Annotated in this window: 15 protein-coding genes; 10 read left to right on the top strand and 5 right to left on the bottom strand. The window is 35.5% G+C overall.

Going from position 1 to position 17,948, the window contains the following annotated elements:
• Positions 1 to 42 precede the first annotated feature (42 nt).
• From AAIE21_RS21185 to AAIE21_RS21195, 3 genes are all read right to left on the bottom strand, one after another.
• Positions 43 to 864 (bottom strand): glycosyltransferase family 2 protein, encoded by an 822-nt coding sequence (locus tag AAIE21_RS21185; RefSeq protein ID WP_343268595.1) that lies wholly within the window; start codon positions 862 to 864, stop codon positions 43 to 45.
• 73 nt (positions 865 to 937) lie between these two features.
• Positions 938 to 2,392, bottom strand: coding sequence for an oligosaccharide flippase family protein (locus AAIE21_RS21190; RefSeq protein WP_343268596.1), 1,455 nt, complete (start codon positions 2,390 to 2,392; stop codon positions 938 to 940).
• Positions 2,393 to 2,887: 495 nt separating this feature from the next.
• Positions 2,888 to 3,400 (bottom strand): acyl-CoA thioesterase, encoded by a 513-nt coding sequence (locus AAIE21_RS21195; protein ID WP_343268597.1) that lies wholly within the window; start codon positions 3,398 to 3,400, stop codon positions 2,888 to 2,890.
• 415 nt (positions 3,401 to 3,815) lie between these two features.
• Here AAIE21_RS21195 and AAIE21_RS21200 point away from each other — a divergent pair, with 415 nt between their 5' ends.
• A complete protein-coding gene (locus tag AAIE21_RS21200) occupies positions 3,816 to 5,135 on the top strand; it encodes a hypothetical protein (RefSeq protein WP_343268598.1) in 1,320 nt (439 codons plus the stop codon).
• 119 nt (positions 5,136 to 5,254) lie between these two features.
• Here AAIE21_RS21200 and AAIE21_RS21205 read toward each other — a convergent pair whose 3' ends face one another.
• Positions 5,255 to 5,893, bottom strand: coding sequence for a trimeric intracellular cation channel family protein (locus AAIE21_RS21205; protein WP_343268599.1), 639 nt, complete (start codon positions 5,891 to 5,893; stop codon positions 5,255 to 5,257).
• 302 nt (positions 5,894 to 6,195) lie between these two features.
• Here AAIE21_RS21205 and AAIE21_RS21210 point away from each other — a divergent pair, with 302 nt between their 5' ends.
• From AAIE21_RS21210 to AAIE21_RS21240, 7 genes are all read left to right on the top strand, one after another.
• Entirely contained in the window at positions 6,196 to 7,620 is a 1,425-nt protein-coding gene (locus tag AAIE21_RS21210) for an O-antigen ligase family protein (protein ID WP_343268600.1), read from the top strand.
• An 85-nt stretch (positions 7,621 to 7,705) separates the two neighbouring features.
• A complete protein-coding gene (locus tag AAIE21_RS21215; protein ID WP_343268601.1) occupies positions 7,706 to 8,809 on the top strand; it encodes a glycosyltransferase family 4 protein in 1,104 nt (367 codons plus the stop codon).
• 14 nt (positions 8,810 to 8,823) lie between these two features.
• Positions 8,824 to 9,564, top strand: a complete 741-nt coding sequence (locus AAIE21_RS21220) for a WecB/TagA/CpsF family glycosyltransferase (RefSeq protein ID WP_343268602.1) — start codon at positions 8,824 to 8,826, stop codon at positions 9,562 to 9,564.
• A gap of 472 nt (positions 9,565 to 10,036) precedes the next feature.
• The gene (locus AAIE21_RS21225) at positions 10,037 to 11,236 is read left to right on the top strand and encodes an MFS transporter (protein WP_343268603.1); all 1,200 of its coding nucleotides are present in this window, start codon (positions 10,037 to 10,039) and stop codon (positions 11,234 to 11,236) included.
• Between the two features lie 157 nt (positions 11,237 to 11,393).
• The gene (locus tag AAIE21_RS21230; protein WP_343268604.1) at positions 11,394 to 12,110 is read left to right on the top strand and encodes a LytR/AlgR family response regulator transcription factor; all 717 of its coding nucleotides are present in this window, start codon (positions 11,394 to 11,396) and stop codon (positions 12,108 to 12,110) included.
• A 122-nt stretch (positions 12,111 to 12,232) separates the two neighbouring features.
• Positions 12,233 to 14,308 (top strand): carbon starvation protein CstA, encoded by a 2,076-nt coding sequence (gene cstA / locus AAIE21_RS21235; protein WP_343268605.1) that lies wholly within the window; start codon positions 12,233 to 12,235, stop codon positions 14,306 to 14,308.
• Positions 14,301 to 14,504 carry a YbdD/YjiX family protein gene (locus AAIE21_RS21240; RefSeq protein ID WP_343268606.1) on the top strand — a complete coding sequence of 68 codons (204 nt, stop codon included), beginning with the start codon at positions 14,301 to 14,303 and terminating at the stop codon, positions 14,502 to 14,504. The genes cstA and AAIE21_RS21240 overlap by 8 nt, the downstream gene beginning before the upstream one ends.
• Positions 14,505 to 14,650: 146 nt before the next feature.
• On the opposite strand, the gene pdxK is transcribed toward AAIE21_RS21240, so the two are convergent.
• Positions 14,651 to 15,475, bottom strand: a complete 825-nt coding sequence (gene pdxK / locus AAIE21_RS21245; RefSeq protein WP_343268607.1) for a pyridoxine/pyridoxal/pyridoxamine kinase — start codon at positions 15,473 to 15,475, stop codon at positions 14,651 to 14,653.
• A gap of 157 nt (positions 15,476 to 15,632) precedes the next feature.
• On the opposite strand from pdxK, the gene AAIE21_RS21250 reads away from it, so the two are divergent.
• Both AAIE21_RS21250 and AAIE21_RS21255 read left to right on the top strand, forming a co-directional pair.
• Positions 15,633 to 17,207, top strand: coding sequence for a GAF domain-containing sensor histidine kinase (locus tag AAIE21_RS21250; RefSeq protein ID WP_343268608.1), 1,575 nt, complete (start codon positions 15,633 to 15,635; stop codon positions 17,205 to 17,207).
• A 25-nt stretch (positions 17,208 to 17,232) separates the two neighbouring features.
• Positions 17,233 to 17,880, top strand: a complete 648-nt coding sequence (locus tag AAIE21_RS21255; RefSeq protein ID WP_343268609.1) for a response regulator — start codon at positions 17,233 to 17,235, stop codon at positions 17,878 to 17,880.
• The last annotated feature ends 68 nt before the right edge of the window (positions 17,881 to 17,948 follow it).

Raw genomic sequence — 17,948 nt, forward strand, 5'->3', positions numbered from 1 at the left:
AGCAAATTGTTCTAATATTGAACGGTTGCTCTTCTTTTTCTTCTATTTAAAATATCCTCGAACGATTCCTTTTAAGCGATTTGCATGGAACCTACGTTTATCGTTTGAAACGTTTTGCGTCATGCGGAATGTAGCAGCCGCAACTGCACGTAAAAAGTAAGGGAAGCCATAATGTAAACGAATCACTTTTCCGAAGCCACCGGCATAGGAAAGAGCTCTTTTTAATGATTGCTCATTAATTACTTCTTCTTTTACTGGATGGTATACGAATAGGTCTTTTCTAAATAGTCCTGTATATCCATTTTTCATACCGCGCAGTACGAAGTCAGTTTCTTCACCGGCCCCGTAAATTGTTCCTGATCCAACACCTAAGTCTTCATTGAATGTACCAACATCTTGTACAAATTGTTTCGTAAAGAATAGTGCAAAAGATGGTCCCATGAAGCCATATTTGTCATTTAAAATAATATTTGTTTCGGGTGCAAGTATCAATGATCCTGTTCCTTCAACATTTGTAGTATTCGTTGATATAAACTGAATATCTTTATCGGTATTAAATGTTTCTAGAATGCTTTCTAGCACGTTGGTTTCATAAATACAGTCATCATCTGGAAAAGCAATAATATCGCCATCAGCTACTTTTAATCCTGCATTACGGGCACGGGATAATCCTTTAATAGGCGTATAAATATAATTAATAGCGAATTTCTCTTTGTAGTCTTCAAAGAGATCAGAAATAGGTGTATCATTTTGGTCAACTACAATGAGTTCGAAATTTTTATATGTTTGTTTTTCTAACGACTTTAGTAGATCAATAATATCATCACGTCTGCCGCAAGTGGCCATGATTAAAGAGAATTTCAATTATAACAGCTCCTTAAAGAGGGTTCATTTGTTTATATTTAGAAAAGAGTTTGTACGTTTGTGTTATATTGCATTAAGCTCGTTTGAATCTTGCTTTTATTTTGTCTAACAGCATAAAGAGAATCTCATCTTTTGCTATGAATAGGATAAGTGCATAAGCTAATCCGCATGCTAACATTGTGACAATAACTTGTAGAATTTGTCCTGAAATTACCGTATTCACTAAGAATGCTATTGGTAAAAACGTTAGTGAATAAAACAAGTATTTTAGCTTTTCCATATCGAATAATGTGTAATTTACTTTCAATTTCTTTTTTATATAAATATATTCCAATACAATCAATGTACAGTTAGCTATCGTTGTTGTAATAATTGCTGTTGTTGGTGTAAGTACGCGGAAGAATACCAGTGCGAAATTTAATACAAGGTTGATAAAACCGCAGATGAATAAAAAGCGCACTAAAATACTTTCTTTCTTTTTCACGTAAATAATTTGGTTGGATAAAATAGATTCAATTCCTACTGAAATCATATAAAATGCAAAAACCATTAATGTGTCACCAGCAGCAGCATACTCTTTTCCGCCGTAAATAATAACGGCTCCGTGAGCGATAAGCATTAAACCAATAGCAGCTGGGAACAACGTAATGAAATATACTTTTGAAATTTTGTTTAGTAATGATTCGTATTCTTCTTCAGTTGCGTTGCCTGATAAATAAGAAAGCCTTGGAATCGTAACTTGTACAACACTTAACATAAGTGTGTTAATAATGGTCATAATTTGAAAAGCCATTACATAGAAAGCGACTGTAGCTTCTCCGTTATTCTCTAATAAAAAGAAGCGATCTAATTGTGTATATAGCATATTAGCGTTTGAAAATATAACAACTAACAATAAAGGCTTTAAATGTGGAACAATTGTTAAATTAGAAAAATCAAATTTAACTCGACGCTTCACATATATAAAGCTAATGATATGGTTTAAAAATGTTGATAAGGCTAATAAAGCAGCGAATTTTTTATAGTCGTCCACCCCATGAATTAAAGCGAAAAGAAGTACTACATAAGTAAGTCGAACGATAACAGTTTTTTTCGTAATGAAATCATAATTTTCATGGGCCTCGTTAAACCATTCTACATAAAACAAATTTGAAATAAAATTAAATCCAAAGATGAGTAGTACAGGAAATAAATTTTGGTCACCGTATCCAAGGTAACTAAAGAGTACGAATGCCCCTAGAGCCAGGATGCTTGTTGTACAGTTAATCACATATAGACTTGTGAACAATTGCGAAACTTTTTTCTTATCATTTTTCACTAAGCTAATTTCACGTAATCCATATTGATATACACCAAATACAGCAAAAATGAAAAAATAATTAAAAATGGTTTCAGCGGAGCTAACTGTCCCTATTGAAGTTGCCCCGAGTGTTCGATAGGCGTAAGGGCCTACTAAAATTGGGAGAATGATATTAAAGGTATTGAGCAATATTTTATAGAAAATATTTGATACAAGTGACTTTTGCATAATTTCACCTTTCCATACAAATGAAAGTCAAATACAGCACCTTTCATGTGAATCATATTAGTTAGTGGAATAGATTCCTTAATGAATCAATTACTACCCGTAGTTAATAACTACGGGTATAAGTTTACCGCACATAAACTTTGTAAAGCAACTATTGGTTGATAGATCAGAGAGAATAAAACCTTTAGATGAAATATGAGGTTTTGTTCCATTTATATATTAGCTTAATAAGCGGAATGGAGTGATGGTAAATGAACGTATAATTGGTGTTATCACCTATACGTAATGATTCATAAAAAGGAAGATTGAGGTGATATAAGCGGATGTGGTTATATTCACTTTAAAAATTATAGCGAAACAAGGCCGGAATTGGACAGAATTCAGTATTAATTATGTTAGAAAAGGAAGATTATTTTTATGTAAACAAAGAAGCTGCCCCAAAGTAAGGTTCCAGCTACTTTGAGGCAGTGATTCTTCCACTGATGGATATTTCGTTTATAAACTCCAAGGTTTATTCAAGGTTAATACATCAGCCATTTCTTTACTTTTTGAACGGCTATCTTTTCTACTTTGTGCACGCTCTTTCCCCGTTTTATATAACCAATGTTCCTCTTCTGTTTCTGGTATCACCTGCGGTACAGAAGACGGCTTCCCATCTTTTATTGCTACGAATGTAATGAAGCAGGTTGCAGCAATGCGGCGTTCCCCTTCTAATAAATTTTCGGCAACGACTTTCACAAATACCTCCATAGAGGATCTACCGGTATAGCAAACGAATGCCTCATAGCAAACCGAATCCGTTTGGTGGATTGGGGTTAAAAAGTCAACGGAATCAATGGAAGCTGTTACGCAATGTTTCCGGCTATGTCTTGCTGCTGCAATAGATGCAATACTGTCAATTTCTGCTAACAATTTTCCGCCAAATAATGTTTGATGATTGTTTAAATCATTTGGGAAAACACGCGTTGTTTTAATTGCTTTCGATTCTCTCATAAATTTCTTATCCATATAATCTACTCCTATTTATGTTTTCAATCAGAGTGGCATGCTTGTTTACAATATAAAAAAGATAGGTGTCTTTTACCGAATGCAATTTGTTAATTAGAAGATTGAGATTCGATAAAGTGAAACTTTAATCAGTAGGGGTTCTTCATCCTTCACTGAGTATCATCTCTCACCAATCGGGCTCCCCGTTAATGCGGGATAACAACTGTACTTTATTAAAATAGAATAACATTGTATTTCTATGCGTGTAACTGAAAGAAAATTTACTTTGTATAGATTGTAGTGTAAAAGAGGTTTCGCTTACATTGCAAGTGAAAAAGTGATTGCTATATTTTTGTCATATAAATTTTCTAACTGTCATGAGTCCATTCGTGATAGAATCGTTGTGTTATGAATGGAATAGAGGTGCAATATACATATGAATCATATACAAACAGGGTTTTCATCTTTTTTTAGTAAAATGATTATTGGAACTATGCTTGCTTTTTTTGTTTATTCTTGTTGGAACGCCTTCGAGGGAAGTAAGCAATTTTTTGGAGGAAGCGCTACAAGTTTAACGATTGTGCTATCAATTTTCGTTATATTACTGTTACTTCTCTCTTCTATTTTGCAATATCGATTTACGGATAAACAGTTTCTCATTTTTCTAATGAGTATAACGGTGCTTGTTAGATTTGTAGCGATTCTCTTTTTTGATGCTCCAGTTATAGGAGATATGAGAGCTATGTATGAGACTGCAAAACAAGTTGCGCTAGGGAGCAGTAGTAATATAGCTCTTGTTAGTCAAGTTCCTTTCATTATATATGAGTCAGTATTAATTCGTGTATTTGGCGATGCAACATTTGTTTTGCAATTATGCAATGTTTTATATTGCGCAGGAACAGCATTTTTCATTTATCGAATCGCTGCAATTTTATTTCAAGAAGAATGCGGTCGAATTGCGGCGGTGTTTTACTCACTATATTTGCCAAATATTCTTTCCTGTTCATTATTAACAGGAGAATTATTCTCTATATTTCTATTTTACTTTGCAAGTTACATATTAATACATAAAGGATTGAGTCATTCTTACATATGGGCGTGTGCTGCAATACTATTTGCCCTTAGTAATATGATGTATCCAGTAGGCGCATTTATACTTATTTTAGTAATTGTGTATGTTCTGTTAGTGGAAGTATTCCAGAGTGCAGATAAACAAAATGTATTGTTAAAATTGATAGGAGTTTTGGCTGTATTTTATGCGACTCATTTCGGCATGAATTATGGGATTCAAGCAATGGGAATAAAGCAGTATGCCATTTCTAATGATACGTATGTGCAATCGGTTTTAATTGGGGAGCAGCGTAATAAACAAGAAACAGTTCAAGCAAAAAGCATGAAAGAACGCCTGGATCAAAATTTAAGCGAGTTAGAAACAGAACGGTTAGCTGCCGTTAAGCTAAGTGCAGATCGGTTATCTTCAGAAGGAATGAACGGGATATTACTAAAAGGTGAAAAACGTATCTTTATAGCTGTAACTTTATTTATGTCAATCGCGCTTTTACATTTTCTTATTCAGAAGCAAAAGAGCGAGGGTTATATGTTGTTACTTTTACTTATAATAGGATATATTGGCATGAAACTTTTAAATAAGGATGTTGTATATAGTAATTTAACTATACCGAGTCTATTCATTTTACAAAGCTTCGGTGTCTATATGTTGTCATTCTATTGTCAAAGGCTATTTTTCAAAAAATAAAGTAAAGCCTTTTTTCGGAGAAATACTAAGGTATGGGAGAAAAGAAAACTCATCATTTTTAAAAATGGTGAGTTTATTTATATTTAGGCATAAATAAAGAGAATTCACCTTGAATTCTCTTAATGACTTTTATTAGCATTAGCCTTTGCATGTGTCTTAAAGAAGACTGGAAAATGCACATTATATATAACAGTGACTACACGTATGATGAACGTTACTAGTAAACAAATATAAAAGGCTAATACGTGTGCACCCATTTCATACGTAATTAGGAAACTAATCGCACCTAAAATAGAAGCAATTGCATAAATCTCTTTGCGGAATACGTAGGGAATATCTTGAGCGCAAATATCACGCATAATCCCTCCACCAATACCTGTAATAACACCCATCGAAACAACTAAGAAGGAAGCATCAACATGATGTGACATGGCAGCATTTGCGCCAATAGCAGTGAAAACGCCTAAACCGACAGCATCTGAAAGCATAATGACAACTTGAAGTTTATTAATGCGTTCAAAAAACATACAAGTAAAAAGAGCGGCTAATACACTGACAAAAAAGTAAATCGGTTGTACAAATGCAACGGGAGGTAGGTTACCAATCATAATATCACGAATAATTCCGCCACCGAGTGCAGTAGCTACAGCTAAACAAAGGACACCAAATAAATCTAGATCTTTCTTTAAACCAACTAATGTACCAGAAATGGCAGCGGCGATAATGCCGAGAAACGTAAATATTTCGATTAATAACATGGCTCTAATTCCTTCCTCTTAAAGATGTTCCAGAGCAAAATATACACTAAAGTTTTAGAAATAACAATTACTTTTCGTTACATGTAGAAAAAAAGAAAAAATGAGGAAAGAAAGCGTTTGAAAATACGAAATGTGTAACATATAAGGAGGAAGAATATTATCCTATATCTATATATATAGTAAGTGAAAATATCAAGTAGTTAACTGAAAAATTATGTTATAATAAATATTTGAGACGAGTTAAGGATTTATTGTAAATTGTATAAAGTGAGATAAGGTTATGATAGTTATGGGGGTTCGAGATGTTAGAAAATAATAATTTAGGTAATAAATTTGGAAATTTTTTATTGATTTTCATTATGTTACAGCCAGTTTTAGACTTACTCACATCATTTTGCATCATGGTTTTGAAAATTGATACAACAATTGGGGTTATTACGCGTTTATTTGTAATGGCTCTTGGTGGAATTTATATTTTGCTTCAAGCAAGAGAAAAAGAAAATCGTAAATATGTCATATATTTAATAGTAGTCGGGATTGTTTTTGCAGCAGGTTTAGTAAACAATAAATTTATCAAAAGCCCTATTATGTTGGGAGAAGAAGTTAAATTTATAGCAAAATCGTTATATCCATTAATCATGCTTACTTGTTACATTTTTGTGTTTAAATCATTAAGAGAAAAAACAAATACGTATTCCAAAATGCGTAACTACATTGTGTATGCAACGTTAATTATAAATATTATCATGGTTATTTCGATTGCGACAGGAACGGATTATAATAGCTACGAATGGGTGAAACTTGGTTCACGTGGTTGGTTCTATGCAGGAAATGAACTAGGGGCCATTTTAGCAGTTATATGCCCAATTGTCGTTCTATATTCAATTGAAAAAACAACAAGCATAGCGAAGAGTTATTTTTGGATTCCTTCTATTTTAATTATCTTCTCATTATTTGCTGTTGGTACAAAGGTGGGAGTTGGAGCCATTTTTGGTACGATGGTTGTTGCTATTTTCATGTGTTATGTCCAAGCATTCCTGCAGCGTAAAGATAGAAAGAAGAAGCCATATTTACTGAACGGCATCCTTGCAACTGTCGTTTTTGCTGGAGTATTAGCGTATACACCATTTTCACCATTCTTAAAAAATATAGGACTTCACTTCCAAATTTTTGAGCAAAAGCAAGAAGTGAAAAAGGCGGAAGAAAAGAAAGCAGAAAAGAAAGAAGAAAAGACGCAGCATAAACCTCCTGTTACACAAGAGGAAAAAGAAAAAGAAATCGCAAAAGAAAAAGAAATAGAGAAAAAAGAAGAAACACAAGCAATGATTTTCAGTGGACGTGAGATATTTGAGAAAATGTATAAAGACTATTATGCAGAAGCTCCAACATCTCAAAAACTATTAGGAATGGGGTATTCCGGTAACTTTAAAGAGGATCAGGGTCCGAAACTAATTGAAAGAGATTTCCATGATTGGTTCTATACATTTGGAATTGTCGGTTTTGCTCTACTTTTAATCCCATTCTTATATTTTGGTGTGAAAATTCTTCTCGTATTAGTAACTAGATTTAAGGATGTATTTACAGTCAAATACGGATTATTAGCAACTGCACTCGGTTTAGCATTGGGTATCGCATTTATAGCGGGACATGTATTAACGGCGCCTGGAGTAAGTATTTATTTTGCTGTAATTTTTGCATATTTAATCGTTGATTTAGAAATTGAATGATAGAAAAATAAAAGCTAGCGTCACGTTAGCTTTTATTTTTTGTTATAGTAACTATAAGAGAACATAAAGATGGAGGAAGAAAGAGATGAAAGTGTTGCATATGAATGCTGGAGCAGAAGAAGGTGGCGGGAAAACTCACATTATTTCACTTTTGTCGCAATTTCCAAAAGATGAAGTTGAACTACTTGTGTTTGAAGAAGGTGCGATTGCTAGAGAAGCAAGAGAGCTCGGAATTAAGGTGCACGTTTTTTCTCAATCATCTCGTTATGACATATCGATTCTTTCCAAAATACGTACGTTTATTAACGAAGAACACTTTGATATTGTACATACACATGGCGCGCGCGCGAACTTTTATCTTTCTCTTCTAAAAAGGAAGATACGTGCAAAATGGGTAACAACGGTTCATAGTGATCCAACCCTCGATTTTATGAAGCGTGGTTTAAAAGGGTGGATTTTTACAAAGTTAAACTTACAGTCTTATAAGAAAGTTGATTTGTTTTTTGCAATTACAGAACGTTTTAAGAAAAATACTGTAGCACTCGGTGTGCCAGAAGATAAAATTTGTACTGTTTATAACGGGATTGAGTATGACGATGTTCCAGCAAGGCCTTATAATATGAAAGATAAACTGGGCATAGAAGAAGAAGTATTTACAGCGATTCAAGTAGCGCGTCTTCATCCTGTAAAAGGACATAATATTTTATTTGATGCCTTGCAAAAAATAACGATTCCTAACATAAAAGTATTGTTAGTTGGCGATGGTCCAATTGAGACAGAATTGAAAGAGACAGTAAGGCAAAAAGGTTTAGAAGATAAAGTGATGTTTTTAGGATATCGTTCGGATGTAAAAGAATTATATGCATCCGCTCATATTAATTTATTAACTTCTTATAGTGAAAGCTTCCCACTTGTATTATTAGAAGCCGCAAATCAACGTTTAACGTCTATTGCAACAAATGTTGGTGATATGGAACAGTTGATTGTGGATCATACATATGGATGGATTGTACCGATTGGTGATGCGCATGCATTAGCAATTGCATTAGAGGAAGGCTATAGGAAGTGGGTGAATGGTGAATTAGCATCGATGGGTGAACGTTTGTATGAGCATGCTTCTTCTCATTTCTCATTACGAAATCTATATGAAGATACTCATAAAGCATATAAAAAACTTTTATTGAAATAGAGAGGATTATAATTATGGCAGTACAAACAGTTGATATTTTAGGTGTCCCTTTCTCTACGATGACAATGGAAGAGACAATTCGATATATCATGAAGCAGTTAGAATTAGAACAAACTCATACATTTCAAGTTGTAACAGCGAATCCGGAAATTGTAATGTGTGCGAAAAAAGATCCAAGTTTTCATCAAACACTTTTACAAACAGATTTAATTACACCAGATGGTATTGGTGTTGTAAAAGCAAGCGGTATGCTAGGTACACCATTAAAAGAGCGCGTAGCAGGTTTTGATTTAATGAGTGATTTATTTGGAGCGTTGTCGAAAGAGAATAAATCTGTGTCTGTTTTTTTACTTGGAGCAAAACCACATGTTGTGAAAGGTGCGGCTGATCATTTAACAAAAACATATGGAGCTGTATCTATTGTGGGAACACAAGATGGCTACTTCAAACAAGAAGAGGAAGAAGATATTATTTCTCGTATTCAAGAAGCAAAGCCTGATCTATTACTTGTAGCACTCGGATTCCCGAGACAAGAAAACTTTATTCAAAATAATAAGCATCGTTTGCAAGCAAAGGTAGCTGTTGGTGTAGGGGGTAGTTTGGACGTTTGGGCAGGAGAAGTAAAACGTGCGCCAAAATGGATTCAGGCCATTCATTTAGAATGGTTTTACCGTCTATGTAGTAATCCGACGCGTTGGCGTCGTCAGCTTGTATTAGCTGAATTTCTAAAAGAAGTGATGCGTTCGAAAAAGTAGCGAAATATCGCTGCTTTTTTTTTTATATAAATACGGATTGAAAGACCGACGTAAAACCATTCCTTTTAGGTGGTAGAGAGAATCTGCCGGTGGATAGAAGTGGTCAGTTCCTTTTTTAGCCTCATGCCATGTGAAAACAGAAGGAGAAAATGAATGGAAGTCTCTTTTTGGTTTCCATAGCCGCAATTTATATGTTGGAAAATCAAATTGGATTTATATATTTGGGGAAATTTGTGAAGTATTTCTTGCTAATAAGGGAGGCTTCTTATGGGGAATTTAAAATAAAACCTTACAAGTAAGTGTAGAAATAAAGTGAAACTTTCATCAATAGAGGGCTGTATCTCTCGTGTTTCTCTCTGAATATTGAGGTGAGGGTCTTACCGATCCTAAATAGCAAGATAAAAGTATTTTACTTATACAATACACACATGTAAAATGATGTGTAAAGACACCTGTGTAAGGAGGACTTCTAGTGGGGGATATAAAAGAAATTTCAAAGCGCAAGCTTCTTGGAATAGCGGGGCTTGGTTGGTTATTTGATGCAATGGATGTTGGGATGCTATCATTTGTCATCGTGGCACTACAAAAAGAATGGGGACTAAGTAGCCAAGAGATGGGATGGATTGGAAGTGTAAATTCGATCGGTATGGCGGTTGGGGCACTTTTATTTGGCATATTAGCAGATAAAATGGGCCGGAAATCTGTTTTTATTATAACGTTATTATTATTTTCTATCGGTAGTGGTTTAACAGCTTTATCAACGACATTAACAGTATTCATTATATTACGCTTTTTAATTGGTATGGGACTTGGCGGAGAATTACCGGTCGCTTCGACACTTGTATCTGAAAGCGTTGAGGCGCATGAGCGTGGGAAAATTGTTGTATTACTAGAAAGCTTTTGGGCTGGTGGTTGGTTAATTGCAGCTCTTATTTCTTATTTTGTAATTCCAAAGTATGGCTGGCAAGTAGCGATGGCATTAAGTGCGATTCCAGCTTTTTATGCACTATATTTACGATGGAATTTACCAGATTCACCAAGGTTTGAAAAGGTTGAGAAAAAACAATCTGTGATTACAAATATAAAGGCAGTGTGGTCTTTAGAATATCGAAAAGCAACGATTATGTTATGGATCTTATGGTTCTGTGTTGTCTTTTCTTATTATGGCATGTTCCTTTGGCTACCAAGTGTGATGGTGTTAAAAGGATTTAGTTTAATAAAAAGTTTCCAGTACGTATTAATCATGACATTGGCACAGCTTCCAGGGTACTTTACTGCCGCATGGTTTATTGAACGCCTCGGCCGTAAATTTGTTTTAGTTACGTATTTAATTGGCACAGCATGTAGTGCTTACGTCTTTGGAGTAGCTGAATCGCTTACGACATTATTGGTAGCAGGAATGCTATTGTCCTTCTTTAATCTAGGGGCATGGGGTGCGTTATATGCATATACACCTGAGCAGTATCCGACAGTAATTCGCGGTACTGGGGCAGGTATGGCTGCAGCATTTGGCCGTATTGGCGGTATTCTTGGTCCGTTGTTAGTAGGTTACCTTGTTGCTTCCCAAGCTTCTCTTTCTTTAATCTTTACAATCTTTTGCAGTTCCATTTTAATAGGAGTGCTTGCAGTGGTTGTACTTGGACAGGAAACGAAGCAACAAGAATTGGTATAACAAAGGAAGGAAGTCCAAAAGACTTCCTTCCTTTGTTATTATTCAGAAAAAGAGTAGCATATTAAATAGAAAATATGCATAGAAAAAGGGATTGTTTTGTACTAAAGCGAATGTATACAACAAGACATATGGACAAAACAATTAGGTGGTTGGGCAGATGAAAATTTTACTTATCATGGAAGAGACAGAAAATAGAAATCGATTAATTGAGACATTTACAGAAAGTATGCGAAATATAGAGTGCTTTGAAGCAAGAACAGGAATGGAGTCTTTACAAGTAGCCAAAAAGCATATTCCTGACTTTGTTTTTTTAGATACAAAATTAAAGGATGGAACAGGTTTTGAATTCTCTAGTTTATTACAACAATTAAGTTGTAGTGCAAAGTTTATTTTTATAGGTAAGAATATAGAGGAGGCAATAACAGCCTTTCGCTTCCAAGCATTTTATTATTTATTACAGCCCTTTCGTGAGGAAGACTTACAATTTCTGTTGCATAGAATAGAGCAGGAAAAAGGAAAGAATATAAAAAATCATTTGCGCAAACTTCCAATTGAAAGTCATGAAGGAATTACATATGTTTTTCCAGATAATATTATATATGTAAGCAAGAATAAGGAGAATAAAACCGTTTCGATATATACAACAGATAATCAGTATATTTCAACATACACACTTCAAGAATTAGAAAATAAATTAACAGCATATGATTTTTTACGCGTTCATAAAAGTTATTTAATAAATGTTAAGTATGTTCAGGAACTAAAGCCTTATTATAACGGAACCTATAATCTTTATTTAGAAAGGTATGATGAGCAGTCGATTCCTGTTAGTCGGAATTATGTAAAACGACTTCGAAATAAAATTGAACTATGACAAGTTGTGAGTGAATTTCAACATGTTAACATAAGAATCCTTCATGATAAGGAGGATTTAAATTAAATATTCAGAAAATTTAGTACAATCTCCACTAAGAAGTAGTATAGGGGGAATTGTATGTGAAGGCATTTAAGTCAATTTTACTTTGGGGTGTAATCGCAGCAATAGGAGCAGCTGGATTTGGTGTAATTGCTTTATCACAAGGCGAAACGATTAATGCTGTATGGTTATTAGTCGCAGCAGTTTCTGTATATGCGGTTGCGTATCGTTTCTATAGTAGATTTATCGCACGAAAAGTATTTGAACTAGATAATAATCGACAAACACCTGCTGAGACGCTAAATGATGGGAAGGATTATGTTCCAACAAATAAATGGGTATTATTTGGACATCACTTTGCAGCAATTGCTGGAGCAGGCCCACTAGTAGGTCCAATTTTAGCAGCGCAGATGGGATATTTACCAGGAACAATTTGGATTATTGTTGGAGTTGTAATTGCTGGAGCAGTACAAGATTTTGTTATTTTATTTGCTTCAATGAGACGTAATGGAAAATCATTAGGTGAAATGATTAAAGATGAGATTGGTCCTGTAACAGGATTAATTGCGATGATTGGTATTTTAGGTATTATGATTATTTTATTAGCGGTATTAGCTTTAGTAGTTGTGAAAGCGCTTGTTGGTAGCCCTTGGGGAATGTTTACAATCGCAGCGACAATTCCAATCGCTATTTTAATGGGTGTTTATATGCGTTACATTCGTCCTGGACGAGTTGGGGAAGGATCCGTTATCGGTATTATTTTACTTCTTTTATCTCTTGTGGGAGGACAGTATGTAGCTGAGAATCCTACACTTGCAAGTATGTTTACTTTTAGTGGTGAAACAATTGCAATTATGCTTATTGTATACGGTTTCATTGCGTCTGCGTTACCGGTGTGGATGCTCTTAGCTCCACGTGATTATTTAAGTACCTTTTTAAAAGTGGGTACGATTGTTGGGCTAGCAATCGGGATCCTCATTGTAGCGCCAGACCTACAAATGCCAGCTGTGTCCAAGTTTATTGACGGAACAGGACCAGTGTTTTCTGGAAATCTATTTCCGTTTTTATTTATTACAATTGCATGCGGGGCTGTATCAGGGTTCCATGCTTTAGTTTCTTCTGGTACGACGCCGAAGATGATCGAAAGAGAAGGACATGCCCAGCCAATTGGTTACGGGGCAATGCTAATGGAATCGTTCGTTGCAGCGATGGCAATGATTGCGGCTTGTGTATTAACACCAGGAACGTACTTTGCAATTAACAGTCCAGCGGCTCTTATCGGGACCGATGTCTCGCAAGCAGCTCAAGTTATTTCTTCTTGGGGATTTGCAATTACACCAAATGAATTAAGGGACCTTGCTGTAAATGTCGGTGAACAAACAATTTTATCTCGTACAGGTGGTGCACCAACATTAGCAATTGGGATGGCGTATATCTTTTCACAAGTAATTGGTGGCACTGCGATGATGGCGTTCTGGTATCACTTTGCTATTTTATTTGAAGCATTATTTATTTTAACTACAATTGATGCTGGTACACGTGTAGGACGATTTATGATTCAAGATATTTTAGGACACGTATATAAACCATTTGCGAAAACAGATTCTACGCTGGCTAATATTATTGCAACAACATTATGCGTGTTAGGTTGGGGATATTTCTTATATCAAGGTGTAGTTGATCCGCTCGGTGGAATTAATACATTATGGCCGCTCTTTGGAATTGCTAACCAAATGTTAGCTGGAATCGCTTTATTACTTGGAACAACGATATTGTTCAAAATGGGGAAAAAGGCATACGTTTGGGTGACGCTTATTCCAACAGTGGGATTGCTCATTGTAACGATGACAGCTGGCTATCAAAAATTATTCCATGAGAACCCGAAAATTGGATTTTTATCGCATGCAAAAGTATTTCAAAATGCTTTAGATGACGGGAAAATACTAGCGCCGGCGAAAAATGTGGTGCAGATGAAACAAATTATTTTCAATGATTATATCGATGCAGCACTTTGTGGCGTTTTCATGGTAGTTGTTATCGCAGTTCTTATTTCTGCTATTCGTATATGGATTAAAGTATTGCAAAATAAGGCAACACCATTAAAAGAAGCGCCATATATTTCAAGAGATGAAAGTGAGTCGAGAAATTATGCTTAAAAAACTGGGGAAGGTGTGGAGAACAAGAAAGCAATTTATTAGTTTGCTTGTTGGAGTACCAAGTTATGAAACGTATGTTACTCATATGAAACAGCACCATCCAGAAGAAGCGGTTCTATGCCGAAAACAGTTTTTTGCAGAGGCACAGGAAGCTAGATTCAATGCGAAAGGTGGAAAGATATCGAGGTGTTGTTGAAGAGAAAGAGCGATTCGTCGCTCTTTTTTTACATTTTTGTTGTTTCACGTGGAACAGCAAAAAGTAAACAGTTTTGAGATTAAGGGACAAGTTCAGTTTAGAGAAATAAAAAACAAGCTATCCAGAGATAGCTTGTTTTTTATTTCTTATACAAGTTCTTTGCCAGCAGTAAATTTACGATATGCACCGTGATGTGTTGGTCCGATGTATTCGTTTAATTTGAAAGAGTGACGAATCGCAGCTGTAATGAATTCTTTTGCGATTGCTACAGCTTCTTTTACAGATTTACCTTTTGCAAGTTCTGCTGTAATTGCTGCAGAGTATGTACAACCTGCGCCGTGTGTATTTGTTGTATCAATTTTCTCTGATTCTAGAAAATCGAATGTTTCTCCATCGTACAATACATCAATTGCTGTTTCTGTACCTAGTTTGCTACCGCCTTTAATGAGTACATATTTTGCACCTAAAGCATGGATTTTTTTAGCAGCTTCTTTCATGTCTTCAAGGGAATTAATTTTCACACCGCTTAATTGGTATGCTTCAAATAAGTTTGGTGTTACAACTAATGCTTTTGGAACAAGTACATCGCGTAAGCAGTCATTTGTTTCAGGATGCAATGCTTCATCTGCCCCTTTACAAACCATAACGGGGTCTACTACTACATTTTGTAGGTTATGCTTTTCAATTGTTTCAGCAACCATTTCAATGATTTCAACAGATCCAAGCATACCTGTTTTTAAAGCATCAACACCAACACCTTCAATTGTTGTTTCTAATTGTGGTTTGAGTGTAGAAGCAGGAATAGGGAATACGTTATGTGCCCAGCCGTTATGTGGATCCATCGTTACGATTGTTGTAAGAGATGTCATTCCGTACACACCAAGTTCTTGGAACGTTTTTAAATCTGCTTGTATACCAGCGCCGCCGCTTGTGTCAGAGCCAGCGATTGTAAGTGCTTTGTTTAATGTCATTGTGAAAGCCCCCTCAGGTGATATAATGAAAACTACATTTTCATCCATTATATCAATGTTATGGATAAGTACAAAGCGAAAAAGTTACTTGTATGTTTGAGAATACATTGAATTTGGTACAATGAGAAAAGAAAATATTGTATGTAGGAGACAATGTATGTTTCAAGAAAACCGTATAAGTGAATTAGCCATATTAAAAGAGATTGCAGAAACATTAAATACATCTAATGATACGTATCATGTGTTACAAGCAGTATTAGAAAAATTGTTGCATGTAACGGGATTAACAACCGGATGGATCTTTCTTGCTGATGAAAATGGTAGGTATACAAAATTAATTGATTATCAGCTACCAGCAGCGCTTTCCTTTCAAAATAAAAAGCCGATGTGCGAAGGAGAATGCTGGTGTTTACGCCGTTTTGTAGAAGGGAAATTAGAACGAGCGGTTAATATTATTGAATGTAAACGAATTAACAACGCGATTGAAAATAATTGGGGTGACACAGAAGGGATTCTTCATCATGCGACTGTTCCATTAAAAGCTGGTGGGGAAGAATTTGGTGTACTAAATGTAGCGGGCCCAGGGAAAATACATTTTTCTGAAGAAGAACTGATGCTATTACAATCGGTTGCTCTGCAAATTGGAACAGCTTTAAAACGAACGAAGCTATATGAAAATGAAAAGAAACGTGCTCATTATTATGTGAAACTAGAGCGTTTTATTCAGGAACTAAGAAAGATTCATAAATTAAGTACATTGCCAGAAGAAATTGTAAAACAAGTGGGAGATGTATTTCTATGGGAGCAAGTCGCATTTTTTATACAAGAAGAACAGCTCTCTATGCGAGCTTTCTATAAGAAGCATACAGTACAAGAGGATTTTGGTTTAGAGAGAGCGGCAAAGGAAGCGATAGAAAAGAACCGGCCTATTTTAATGAAAAGACAAGTTGGAAATGGTGTTCATCCTAATGGTTCTATTATTGCAGCTCCAATCCATATTCGAAATCATGTGTTTGGTGTTTTATGTGTGAATTCAAACAAGGGTGAGTTTGATACAAATGCCGTAGACGTTCTTCAAGCGCTAACGAATCATATTTCGTTAATGATTGAAAATTTACGATTAAACCAGCAGCGTCGTGAGCTTGTCAGAATGGAAGAACGAAACCGCTTGGCAAGGGATCTGCACGATTCAGTTTCACAAAAATTATTTTCATTAACCTTCATGACAAAGGGAGCGGAAGCAGTTTTGAAGGGACAAAATGAAAGGGTAGATCAATCTCTTCATGAGATGAGAGAGTTAGCGAAAGGTGCCTTAAAAGAAATGCGGACACTTATTTGGCAGCTTCGTCCAGCGGGGCTAGAAAAAGGATTACTGCCAGCCTTAAAGCAATATGGTGAAAATTTAGGTTTGAAAATACGTGAACAGGTTACAGGTGTGCGTGATTTACCACGTGTAGTGGAAGAAACGCTATGGCGAATTGGGCAAGAGGCGTTAAATAATGTGAGTAAACATGCGGGAGTAACAGAGGCGACAATTTATTTGAAAGTAACGGAGAAAGAAGTGTCTTTAGAGGTAGTTGATTACGGGTTTGGTTTTATAGAAAAAGACATAAAAGAGAAAAAGTCGCTTGGTATGACAACAATGCGTGAACGCGCAGAGTTAATTGGCGGATGTATTACGATTGTAAGTGAGAAAAAACGAACGAGTATAAAAGTTATTGTACCGTTATAATGCCATGTGAAAATGAGGGAAATTTGTGAAGATAAAAGTATTATTAGTTGATGATCATACAGTTGTTTTAAAAGGGTTAGCATTCTTCTTAAGCACGCAAGCAGATTTGGAGCTAGTTGGAGAGGCTAATAACGGAAAAGAAGCGTTAATGAAAGTAGAAGAGTTGCAGCCAGATGTTGTACTAATGGATTTATATATGCCAGAGATGGATGGGATCGAAGCAACCGCGTGTATAAAAAAAGAGTATCCCAATGTAAAAGTGCTCGTATTAACTAGTTTTTCGGATCAAGCACACGTGTTACCAGCTTTAAAGGCTGGAGCAAGTGGATACATTTTAAAGGATGTCGAGCCGGATCAACTGGTGGAAGCCATCCGTAGTGCATACAAAGGAAATATTCAGCTTCATCCTGATATAGCCAGTAGCCTTCTTTCTCAAACGTTGCCGCAAGAAGAGAAACAGGAGTTATCAAATATTCATGTAGATGTACTAACGGCAAGGGAGAATGAAGTATTGCAACTCTTGGCAAAAGGGATGAGTAATAAGGAAATTGCATCTGTTTTAGTTATTACCGAAAAAACAGTAAAAGCTCATGTAAGTAGTATTTTAAGTAAATTAAATCTATCGGATCGTACACAAGCAGCTTTATATGCAGTGAAAAATGGAATCGTATAAGACAAAAGTCGTAAGACCTAGTTCGCCTTTAGGAGGCGGACTTTTTTTTTGAAAAGATACGTCCATGT

The organism is Paenibacillus sp. 102 (assembly GCF_039549175.1).
Classification (GTDB): domain Bacteria; phylum Bacillota; class Bacilli; order Bacillales; family Bacillaceae_G; genus Bacillus_A.